Source organism: Microcoleus sp. S36b_A4 (genome assembly GCF_036700645.1).
Classification (GTDB): domain Bacteria; phylum Cyanobacteriota; class Cyanobacteriia; order Cyanobacteriales; family Microcoleaceae; genus Microcoleus.
The window spans coordinates 1-10,912 of sequence record NZ_JAUBPI010000142.1; the positions used below are offsets into that span (position 1 = coordinate 1).

The 10,912-nt window shown below is 47.8% G+C and carries 10 protein-coding genes; 6 read left to right on the top strand and 4 right to left on the bottom strand.

The window, feature by feature from the left end; translation table 11 throughout:
* Positions 1-360 precede the first annotated feature (360 nt).
* Entirely contained in the window at positions 361-975 is a 615-nt protein-coding gene (locus QUA03_RS27000; protein ID WP_333216544.1) for a pentapeptide repeat-containing protein, read from the bottom strand.
* A 72-nt stretch (positions 976-1,047) separates the two neighbouring features.
* Here QUA03_RS27000 and QUA03_RS27005 point away from each other — a divergent pair, with 72 nt between their 5' ends.
* From QUA03_RS27005 to QUA03_RS27025, 5 genes are all read left to right on the top strand, one after another.
* Positions 1,048-2,481, top strand: coding sequence for a hypothetical protein (locus tag QUA03_RS27005; RefSeq protein WP_333216546.1), 1,434 nt, complete (start codon positions 1,048-1,050; stop codon positions 2,479-2,481).
* 396 nt (positions 2,482-2,877) lie between these two features.
* Positions 2,878-4,461 carry a chloride channel protein gene (locus QUA03_RS27010; protein WP_333216548.1) on the top strand — a complete coding sequence of 528 codons (1,584 nt, stop codon included), beginning with the start codon at positions 2,878-2,880 and terminating at the stop codon, positions 4,459-4,461.
* Between the two features lie 62 nt (positions 4,462-4,523).
* Positions 4,524-5,387: an Rpn family recombination-promoting nuclease/putative transposase gene (locus QUA03_RS27015; protein WP_333216550.1), complete on the top strand. Its 864-nt coding sequence runs from the start codon at positions 4,524-4,526 to the stop codon at positions 5,385-5,387.
* A 131-nt stretch (positions 5,388-5,518) separates the two neighbouring features.
* A complete protein-coding gene (locus QUA03_RS27020; RefSeq protein WP_333216552.1) occupies positions 5,519-5,998 on the top strand; it encodes a J domain-containing protein in 480 nt (159 codons plus the stop codon).
* Positions 5,999-6,088: 90 nt separating this feature from the next.
* Complete coding sequence (locus tag QUA03_RS27025; RefSeq protein WP_190661245.1) at positions 6,089-6,361, top strand: DUF3143 domain-containing protein; 273 nt, start codon at positions 6,089-6,091, stop codon at positions 6,359-6,361.
* A gap of 323 nt (positions 6,362-6,684) precedes the next feature.
* Here QUA03_RS27025 and QUA03_RS27030 read toward each other — a convergent pair whose 3' ends face one another.
* The 3 genes from QUA03_RS27030 to lysA form a co-directional block, all read right to left on the bottom strand.
* Positions 6,685-7,431: an isoprenyl transferase gene (locus QUA03_RS27030; protein ID WP_333216554.1), complete on the bottom strand. Its 747-nt coding sequence runs from the start codon at positions 7,429-7,431 to the stop codon at positions 6,685-6,687.
* Positions 7,432-7,451: 20 nt separating this feature from the next.
* A complete protein-coding gene (gene cdaA / locus QUA03_RS27035) occupies positions 7,452-8,345 on the bottom strand; it encodes a diadenylate cyclase CdaA (RefSeq protein ID WP_333216556.1) in 894 nt (297 codons plus the stop codon).
* A gap of 223 nt (positions 8,346-8,568) precedes the next feature.
* Positions 8,569-9,987, bottom strand: a complete 1,419-nt coding sequence (gene lysA / locus QUA03_RS27040) for a diaminopimelate decarboxylase (protein ID WP_333216561.1) — start codon at positions 9,985-9,987, stop codon at positions 8,569-8,571.
* A gap of 187 nt (positions 9,988-10,174) precedes the next feature.
* On the opposite strand from lysA, the gene rimI reads away from it, so the two are divergent.
* Entirely contained in the window at positions 10,175-10,792 is a 618-nt protein-coding gene (gene rimI / locus QUA03_RS27045; protein ID WP_333216559.1) for a ribosomal protein S18-alanine N-acetyltransferase, read from the top strand.
* The last annotated feature ends 120 nt before the right edge of the window (positions 10,793-10,912 follow it).

The following is a 10,912-nucleotide window of genomic DNA, read 5'->3' on the forward strand; positions in this document are numbered from 1 at the left end:
TCTGCCTCATTGTAGTTTTTTTTCCATGATTATGGGATGTTTGGTTTCACCCTTTTTTAATTCGCCAACAGTCTCTTAAAATGCCATCTACATCCGATGCGGAACAGAATTGATACCAACAAGTAAAACTCAGCAGTTGAGCTATCACAGCAGCCTGCGTGCTTGTCAAATCTTATTTGCTCGATCTGCCGATCGCCCTTCGTAGCCCAAACTGCTAGCTATTAGAATAACGATCGCACCTGCAACCTTCATCTCCTCACCCAATCACGGGAAATGAAGGTTGCAGGTGCGATCGCTCTTTCCTCTGACTAATGACTAATGACTAATGACTAATGACTAATGACTAATGACTAATGACTTTCATTCCTGCCGCGTACCATCAGGCCTCACCGCACCCTTTAAATTCGCCCCTGCCAAATTAGCATCCAACAGCCAAGCATTTCTCAGATTAGCACCCTTCAAATTAGCACCTTCTAGATTTGCCATCCACAGATTAGCACCCTCCAAATTCGCCCCTTCCAAATCAGCGTTAACGAGAAAAATACCTTTCATAAAAGCACCTCTTAAGTTAGCCTTTCTCAAATTACTCCCTCCCAAATAAGCATCCTCTAAAAACGCCTTTTCTAGATTGCTTCCCTCCAAATTTGCCCCTGCCAAATTGCTGCTTATCAGGTAAACCCCAGCCAAATTTGCCAGTTTAAAGTTAGCGTTTACCAAATGTGCGCTCCACAAATTGGCATCTTTCAGATTGGCTTTTTCTAAATTGACGCCTTCCAGAAAAACTTCGCTCAAATTCGCCCCGGAAAGATTGCAACCTTGACATTCCCTCGCTGTCAGCAATTGCCCGACTTGATGCTTGACTGACGAACGGTTCGCTGCGAAAATTATTAAACCTGTAGTTGCTAAGGCAATAATACTAAAAGTTGCCAACCCGATCGCACTTACAATCTTCCTTTGTCCCGCGCCTCGAAACATTCGCTTGCCGCCCTAAAAATATTTGGATAATTGTTCGTATTTATAACCTCGTTCCTTCCTTCCCCTGCCCCTATGAAAAAACAGTTAAAATTTAAATTCCTGACGATCGCACTTATTGTAACCTTAGCAATAATCGGTGTCGGATGCGATCGCCTTTTCAAAAAACCCTTTCAGCTTCCCGCCTCAGCCAAACAAGAACCCTGGCCCATTCAAACAGGCCTCCGATCAGCCATCGTCCGCGAAAATATACCAACAGTCAACCGCGTAGTTTTAGTACCCGACGAAGCCACATTCTTAGCAGCAATCCAAAAATGGAACCTCAAAGGAAACTGGCCTATTCTCATCGAAGACAAAAAATATGCGCCCATGTTTTTGCAGCGCTTTCAACCCGAAGAAATAGTCCGTTTGCCAAGCATCAAACAGCAACTGCCACAAAATCAAAAACTCCAACAATTAATGCTCAACAGCGCAGCAGCAGCTTGGAATGCCACCGATACTGAAACCTTAAAAGCAAAATGGAAGCAACTCGGCTGGGAACCCCCAGGAGTAGTAATCACATCAGAAAACGACGCCGCACGCTCAGCCGCAGTTGCCTTAGCAGCCGCTCACGGCCAACCTTTAGTATTTCTAGAAGGCAACTTGGGAAAACCCAACGATACCCTCAATAACACACAGTGGAAAACTCTGCAACTAGCAGTTACAAAAGCCGTCGAATCAACCGGATATTTTTATTCTCAACTCGCAGACCCGATCGACACAATAACTATTGTACGCCAACTAGCAGTCAAATATCAATCTCCTGAAAAACCAGACGAACAACTAGCCGTTACCGACGGTTTGGGAAGACACCCCAACGGCGAACGCTGGGCGGCTGTCGGCTGGATTTACGGCTCCGAAGTACGATCGATCTATCAAGCCATGTGTGCCATATTTCTAGACAGCCAAACAGCCATGCTTTATGACAGTTACCCCAAGGAAGGAAATTGGGCAAAATATGAAATGGAGGAAGCAGCTAGCGGACTAAAAAGCATAGGTTTAAATGTCGAAGTAGTGCAAAAACCCGAATCTAGCCTGGAAAAGTGGCGGATTTTAGCCTCAAAACCGTGGACATTTGACTTAATATTAATGAATTCAAAAGGCTATCCAAAATCATTCCAAGTGGGCAACGGCGACGCTTCAGTTGAGGACATACCAAAACTCCAATTTCCCGCAGCAATCCACATGATCCACAGTTGGTCAGCAGCAGCGCCAGATGACACAAACACCGTTGCCGGAAGGTGGCTAGAAAATGGTGCTTACGCCTATGTCGGCAGCGTCAACGAACCTTTTTTATCTGCCTTTATTCCACCTAAATTAATGGTCGATCGCCTAAAGCGAGGAGCACCCTTTTTAATCGCAGCACGCCAGCTAGAATCCCCTCCCTGGAAAGTCACCACCATCGGCGATCCGCTAATGTCTATCGCCAAACCCAGACCAAGAATCCCGCCCACTCAACAACCGATGTGATATTATCCGGGATGGAGGGATTTAAAATTGGAGCTTTGAGATTGGTGGTTGTAAAGTAAAATCTCCAATCGCCAATTCTTTAATTTGAAAGTTGTTTTTCACTGAGTTATATGATATGACCCGTTCACTGATGCGATCGACCTAACCACCAAAACTATAAATATAGTTAATTAGCATTATCGCCAGAGTATATCTAAGTTTGAATGTAACTGAGCATACAATCACGCCAAATCCGCCGCTCCTCAGAATCAGTTATTCCACCCCAGCGACCCACCCCAAAAAATTACCCTAAAATACGCCTTAATTAAGTTGTCAATTCCCCTAAAATCACTCAAAATGAAAATAAGAAATAAATTGTAATATTATATAACTTCTCACCGAAGAATTAACCGCTAAATGAGAGCCATCCCTCCTGTGGATCTGCCGCCACCCGGGCCAACTGCAGCAACTCCCCAAGCCTCCCGACTAAGCCCGCTATTCAACCGCCTGCACCCCAGCCCAGAAACCCTCCTGCTCATCCTCTCCCTAGTCATCGGGGGAGTTACGGGCGCAGGCGTCGTCACATTTCACTACCTCATCCACTTCATCCACAGCCTGATGCTGGAAGACTTCATGGGGGCGATCGCGTCGAAAGGCTCTTGGACGCTAGCCTGCATTCCCACCCTCGGCGGAGTCATCATCGGGCTGATGCGGTGGCGATTTAGGGACTTTGGCCCGAATATGTCTTCCTTAATTGCAGCCACCCGCGGGCTGCAAGAACTCTCCCCCCTCAAACCCATCACCAAAATGGTGGCAGCCTCAGTTTCCCTCGGCACCGGCGCCTCCCTCGGCCCGGAAGCCCCCAGCGTCGAAATCGGCGCTAATTTTGGAATGCTGCTGGCTCAAGTCTTGCAGCTCTCCCCAGAACGGCAGCGCTTGCTCCTCGGCGCGGGAGCAGCAGCAGGTTTATCCGCCGGGTTTAACTCTCCCATCGCCGGAGTGTTCTTTGCCTTAGAAGTCGTGCTCGGCAGCACCTTCGCTACTTCGTCAGTCAGCGTTGTCTTGCTCTCCGCCGTAGTTTCCGCGCTCATCGCTCAAATCTGCTTGGGATCTCAGCCGGCCTTTTCTTTGCCAGTCTACGATGTCCGCAGCCCCCTAGAACTGCCTCTGTACATGGGATTGGGACTTTTGGCGAGCGGAGTGTCTCTAGCCTACACGGAAGCAATTCAATTAGCCGAGGGCTGTTTTCAAGGAAAAGTCCGAGGATTTGCTTGGCTCGGACGAATGCCCCGGCCGCTTCACCCGATCATCGGCGGGGCCTGTGTCGGCTTAGTCGCCCTACAATTGCCTCAAATTTTGGGTGTCGGCTACGAAACAGTCCAAGCAATGCTCCAAGATGTTAAATTTTCCTTGCCTTTGCTGTTGCTGCTGCTGTTTGTCAAACTGGCGATGACCGCAATCAGCCTCGGCAGCGGTTTAGTGGGCGGCATCTTCGCTCCGGCGATGTTTTTGGGAGCTTCCCTGGGTTCGGCTTACGGACTCTTTTTGGAAATGCTGCCGACAATGAGCGATCGAGTCGCCGGCCCTGCCGCCTACGCAATGGTGGGAATGGCCGCCGTCCTCGCCGGCAGCGCCAGAGCACCGCTGACAGCCATCCTATTGATGTTTGAATTAACCCGCGATTACCGGATTGTCTTGCCTTTGATGGCCGCAGTCGGATTGAGCGTTTGGTTGGTGGAGTGGGTCAACCGCCGATCGACAGCCCACAGCCTCAACCTTCAGCAAATGGGCGTAGACGTGGCTGTCAATACACCGATCAAAGCCAGAGAACAGTTGCAGGATTGGGAAGATGTTCTGGGCGATCGCATCGTCACAGAACTGATTTCTTGCCAACTCCCCACCGAGGGCGAACACAGGGACGATGAGCCTGTGCTGGCGATCGCCAATGCACATTTGCCGGAAAATGTCAAACCATTGCCTGAAACAAAATCAGCCGTTTGACCAATCTCAACTCCCGTTGCTTCGCCACCAAACAGATCGCCTTAAAGCTAAATCTGACAACCATGATATTTATCAACCCTAAAACGGATTATGCCTTCAAAAAAATATTCGCTTCCTCAGAAAGCAAAGAGATTCTAATTAGCTTTCTCAACGCCTTGATTTATGAAGGAAATCCCACCATTCAAGACTTAGAAATTATCAACCAGAATCTGCCGAGGCAACTTGAAAGTTTAAAAGATACTTACCTCGATGTCACAGCCAAACTAGACGATGGCACTTTAGTCATTATTGAAATTCTAGTTCTCAACGTTCAATATTCTGGCAATCGGGTGTTGTACAATGCAGCCACAACCTACGCATTTCAATTGCAAAGAGGAGAAGGCTATCGAATGCTCAAGCCATTAATAGCTTTAACCATTACAGATTTTGAAATGTTTCGCAACAGCCCTAACTTAATTTCGAGATTTGTGTATAAAGAAGTTAAAAGCAATTTAAACTATCCCGAAGATGCCATGAATTTAGTCTTTATAGAATTACCTAAATTCCATAAAGAAGCAAGTCAACTAGAAACTTTGACAGATAAATGGATATATTTCATGAAATATGCCAGAATTCTCTCAGAAGTTCCCGAAACAATCGATAGCGTACCGGAAATCCACAAAGCATTCGATCTTGCCAATCAAGCCCGGTTAAGTCGGGAAGAAGTAGAAGTTTTGGAACGCAGGGAACAGTTTATTCACGATCAACAGGGGGTAATTATTAAAGCTGTTGAAGAAGCAAGACAGGCAGCAAGACAGGAAAGAATACGAAAAGAAACGCTAGCGATCGCCAGACAATTACTTTCACAGCTAGATAATGCCACGATCGCCCAAGTTACGGGGCTTAGCGTTGAGGATGTGCAGAAATTGCGCTCGACCAATTCATAGTTTAAAGTGGGCGATCGTACCTTGAGCCGATCGCCCACCCTCAACCCCTCGACATCGCAGATAGTGGCGCTACCCTCAAATCTGCTCTAAAATAATCAAAAATTATAAACAACAAGCCCAGAGGCGTTGAGGTGACTCCTAACGAGGGAACGGCAAACAGCGAAAGTCAGAAAATACCCGGCAAAACCCCCTTGGGTTATAGTTACTACGGCTTGTTAGGGCTGCATCCTTCAGCCTCGCCCATCGAAATTCGGCGATCGTACCGGGAACTGAGCAAACTCTACCATCCCGATACCACCGAGCTGCCACCCGCAGTCGCCACCGCCAAATTTCAGCAGCTCAACAACGCCTACGCCACCCTCAGCAACCCAGAACGTCGCCTCGCCTACGACCTCAAAATAGGCTATTCTCGCCTGAACGTGATTGGGCCACCCCCAGGCTTCAATACTCCGGTTTCGGGATCGGGCAAAAAAACTTCCAACTCCGCTTACCTAGATCCCACGGATCGACCTCTTTCCCCCGGAGAAATGTTCGCTCTGTTTATCATGGGAGCTAGCTTAATCGGATGTTTGGTACTGGCGATCGCGATCGGCTTAATTCGCGGCAATTAAAGCCTCAAATCCCCAATCCCCCATCCTCAATCGGCAATCCCCAATCCGAAATCCCCAATCTAAAATCCAAAATCTAAAATCTAAAATCCCATGACTCTTCCTTCCGCTGACACTCCTTTGTACAACCATCCACTCCCGGAAATCGAGCAGTGGCTCAAAAGCCGCGGCTGCCAGCAAGATCAGCGAGAACTTCACTGCTGGCAGATCGAGCAACTTACATGGAAAGCAGAACTCTCCCTCGATATCGACCAACTCACCGTCCGCTACATCGATGCTGGAGCCGACGGCCAAGACATTCAACGAGCATTCAAATACTCCCTCTCACGTCAGGACATTGAAGCTGCCGTTTTCTCCGGCCCCTAATTAGATTTTAGATTTTAGATTTTAGATTTTAGATTTGTCCTCCAATCTCACATCTAAAATCGTTATGTTGAGCAGGAAATGAGTGAAATTGGTATGAGATTTTAGATGGGGCATCCAGGTAAAAAGCATCAACCCTGCAAGCATTTACATGGAATTGCGATCGTCCCGGTCGCTCTATTTTGCTGTGCAGGACGCTCACAGGTGGCGTAAAAACGTTTTTTACTTTTATGGAGATGCTCCCTCAGAATCCACCCCTACTTGGAAACTGAAAAATTAACCAAAAAATCTAAAATCTAAAATCCAAAATCCAAAATCCAAAATCGTTAGACTTTGCCAAATCGGCGGCTGCGCTTCTGATAATCAGACAAAGCCCGGTGAAACTCCGATCGATCAAAATCCGGCCACAGCGTCTCAGTAATGTAAATTTCCGAATAAGCCATTTGCCATAGTAGAAAATTGCTCAACCGCATTTCCCCACTCGTCCGGATCAGCAAATCCGGGTCACAAACATCAGCAGTATACAAATAGCGTTTAAATAAAACCTCATCAATCTCCTCCGGCTGCAACTTGCCCTCTTGCACCTGAGTCGCGATCGCCCGACAAGCTTGTACAATCTCCTGACGCCCCCCGTAATTCGTCGCCACCGTAAACAAAATCCCCTGATTGTGCTGAGTTGCCGTCACTGAACGCTCGATTTGCGCCTGCAAAGACTTCGGCAAAGCCTGCAAATTCCCCATAAATTGAATTTGCACGTCCTCGTCCACCATCTCCCGCAATTCTTGCCGCAGCTTACCCTCAAACAAACTCATTAAAAAATCCACTTCCCCGGCCGGCCGCCCCCAATTCTCCGTCGAAAAAGCATAGGCCGTTAAAGCTGGAATCCCCCAATCTTTGCAGCAGCGCAGCAGTTCCTTCAGAGTGCTAGCTCCTCGGCGGTGCCCCGCAATCCGCGGCAACCCCTTCTTCTGAGCCCAGCGCCCGTTCCCGTCCATAATCACTGCTATGTGCTTAGGCAGTAGTTCCTGTTGCAGATCCTCCGGCAACTTTTCCAAGCAAATTCCTTGACTCATGGTTTCTCCCGATTACCCGACTAACGGCGCAGTATCCGTTTTAATAGCGTCACTCCCTTCAATCCTATCTGGCGTCCGAGATTGCCGATCGGAATTGGAGCCACAGCTCTTTCTCCCTCGGAGGGAAACAGCTTTGCTTCCAGCAATTCCTTAAGTTTGTTGCTAGTCAAAGGTCGATTTAAAAGTCCCATCTGGGCTAAAGAAATAGAACCAGTTTCCTCGGACACCACCACGCACAGGCAAGCTTGCACCCGTTCCGTAATCCCCATTGCCGCCCGGTGGCGGGTTCCCAACTGCCGCGACGCAGTGCGATCGGACAAAGGCAAAATTACCCCCGCCGACACGATCCGCGAACCTCGAATCAAAACAGCTCCGTCATGCAGCAAAGTTTGCGGCTGAAAGATAGTCTGCAACAATTCTTTAGAAACTTCAGCATTTAGCTTTAATCCCGGCACAGAAAAATCTCGATCGTCGATCGGAGAATCTGTTTCTATAATTAGTAAAGCGCCCGTGCGGTTTTGCGAAAGTTCTTTTACTGCGTCCACAATTTCATCTATTACGCTGTCCGGTTCGGGATTGGGTCGGCGATCGCGTCCAAACAGTTGCCGAAATTCCCCCCGACCCAATTGTTCCAGAAATCGGCGAAACTCCGACTGTAATATTACCGCCATTGCCACAGCAGAACCAGTCACCAAGCTGTTGAGGGCAACGTGCAACAGCCTCAATCCAGCCCAGTTGCTCACCGCCGCCGCCAGCATCAAAATAATAAATCCCCGTACCATCCACAGCGTTCTGCGCTCGCCAACAATGACGAGCACCAAATACGCAAGGGCAAAAACCAGTCCAATATCGATCCCTTGAATCAATAAGGACTGAACCAGGGCCAAGTCAAAGCCAGATTGTTGATTGTTCATGGTTCATCGAACGCTACCGCCTGTGAACCGCGAACCGTGATGCACTCGAACCCGTGAACCATGAACAGTTGTTATAAGGAATACGCTGAAAATCCCCGTGTTTTTAGACCGGGGAGTGTCAATCCAATCGTGTGACTGAACAAGGCAAAAGTTAAAAGTGAAAAGGCAATCATCACTAAGTAAACATGGATTATCTTTCTTTTAACTTTTAACTTCTAAGTTTTTACTTTTGAGCTCCGAGTCGTTCAGGAAGGCGGTCAAGCCTTAGCAAATCCTGGTAAGTTTCCCGCTGTATAATCGTGTTAACTTCCCCATTTCTCACTAAAACCGCTGCTGGTCTGGGTACTCGGTTATAGTTAGAAGCCATGCTGTAATTGTATGCTCCCGTAGCCGTCACCACGAGGACATCTCCAGGCTTACACTCTGGCAACTTAGCATCTTTAATCAGAATATCGCCTGATTCGCAGTGTTTGCCAGCAACTGTCACTGTTTCCGTTAAGGGAGCAGACATTTGATTGGCTGCGAGAACTCGATAAACTGATTGGTAGGTAATTGGACGCGGATTGTCCGACATACCTCCATCCACAGCTAGATACGTCCGCATTTCCGGAATGACTTTTTGAGAGCCAACAGTATAAGCAGTGACACAGGCTGTACCGACGAGCGATCGACCCGGTTCGCAAAGCAATTTTGGTAATGGCAATTGCTGCCGCTCGCAAGCTGCTACCACTGCGGAGCAAATTGTACGAGCCCAATCTTCTATGCTGGGAGGATCGTCCGCTTCAGTATAGCGAATGCCCAACCCGCCGCCAATATTAATTTCTGTCGCTGGTAAACCATAACTCTGTGCTTTTGTCAAGGCCTGAATTATGACTTCAGCTAAATCGTCATGGGGTTGCAGTTCAAAAATCTGAGAGCCGATGTGAGCGTGTACTCCCACGCAAAATAACGACGATTGTTGGCTGATGAATTCAAAAACTCGATCGAGGGAATTGGGATCGAAGCCAAATTTACTGTCGATTTGACCCGTTTGAATGTACTCGTGGGTGTGACACTCAATTCCAGGAGTAAACCGCACCATAACTCGTGTCGGCCCGCCTGTCTTGCTGCTGACACCCAATTTTCCCAACTCTGCTAGAGTCTCCAAATCAAGCCAATTGTCGGCTACGGTAACGCAGCCGCTTTCGACAGCGAGCTGGATTTCCTCGCGGGATTTGTTGTTCCCGTGAAAGTAGATTTTGTCGGGATTCACACCAGCTTGTAGTGCTGTGTGGATTTCTCCTGCAGATACCACATCTATCCCTAAACCTTCCGAAGCGGCGATCGCGCAAACTGCCAAACAACTCCAAGCTTTAGAAGCATAGAGCACTTGAGATTCGCCCGGATAGTAACGCTTAAAAGCATCCCGGTACTGGGTACAAGCCGCCCGCAGCGTTTCTTCGTCTAAAATATACAGCGGCGAGCCAAATTGCTCCACCAAAGCTGTCACCTCGCAGCCTCCGATTTCCAACCGATCGCTGCTGTTAACACTGGCTGTCAGCGGTAACAGTTCTTGATTGGGCGATCGAGTTTGCAGGGCTTGTTGAGACTCAGACAGATACTTAAGTCCCGATTCCACCCCGAAAGATTGAGTTGATACCATCGCGCAATAACTATCCTTACGGTCTTTCCCAGTGTACAATTGACGGCAAGCAATTGGGTCAGTTGCCCCCAGATTCATTCCGCAAGCAGGCTGACTGACTGAGACTCGCTCGAACTGGAGCATCCTTGCAGTGAGTAATGATCAAATCTAAAATCTAAAATCTAAAATCTAAAATTTAAAATCGGCTGTGCGTTTTCTACAAATTAAACATCTCGTCGCAGAAGACCTCAACAGTGCATTCGAACTCGATCGGCTCTGTTTTGGCGGACTTTGGACTTTAGAAGGCTATGGGCGTGAGTTAGGCAGTCCTAACAGCGATTTACTGGGTTTGTGGGCATGGGAAACCGAGGACTGTGAATCAGCTCAAAACCTGGCGGCCACGGGGGCATCGCCCCTACAGATTATTCCCCCAATTCTCATCGGTTTGGGTTGCCTGTGGGCAATTTTAGAAGAAGCTCACATTACAATTTTGGCAATTCATCCTCGCTTCCAAGGTCAAGGTTTAGGACAAGCTCTGCTTTGGGCTTTACTAAAAAAGGCTCACTATAGACCATTAGAACGGGCAACTTTAGAAGTGCGGGAATCTAATTTAGCCGCAGTGTCTCTTTACCACAAATTTGGTTTTAAAGAGGCAGGGCGGCGGAAACGATACTACGAAGACACCGGAGAAGATGCTCTGGTAATGTGGCGCAACGGCATAGAAAAACCAGAATTTAAGCAATATTTGGCGGTTGAGAAAGTGCAAATTTGCGATCGGCTGCATCAGGAAAACTGGCATTTGGCGATCGATATTTTTGATTTTTGAGTGTAATTTGTTGCGTATTTAACTGGTTTTGACAAATAATTGGTTAAGCTGTTGTGCATTTAAAACGCATAGTGGTATAATATAACATAATGATATTCAGACAAAGTGAATGCCTGCTAA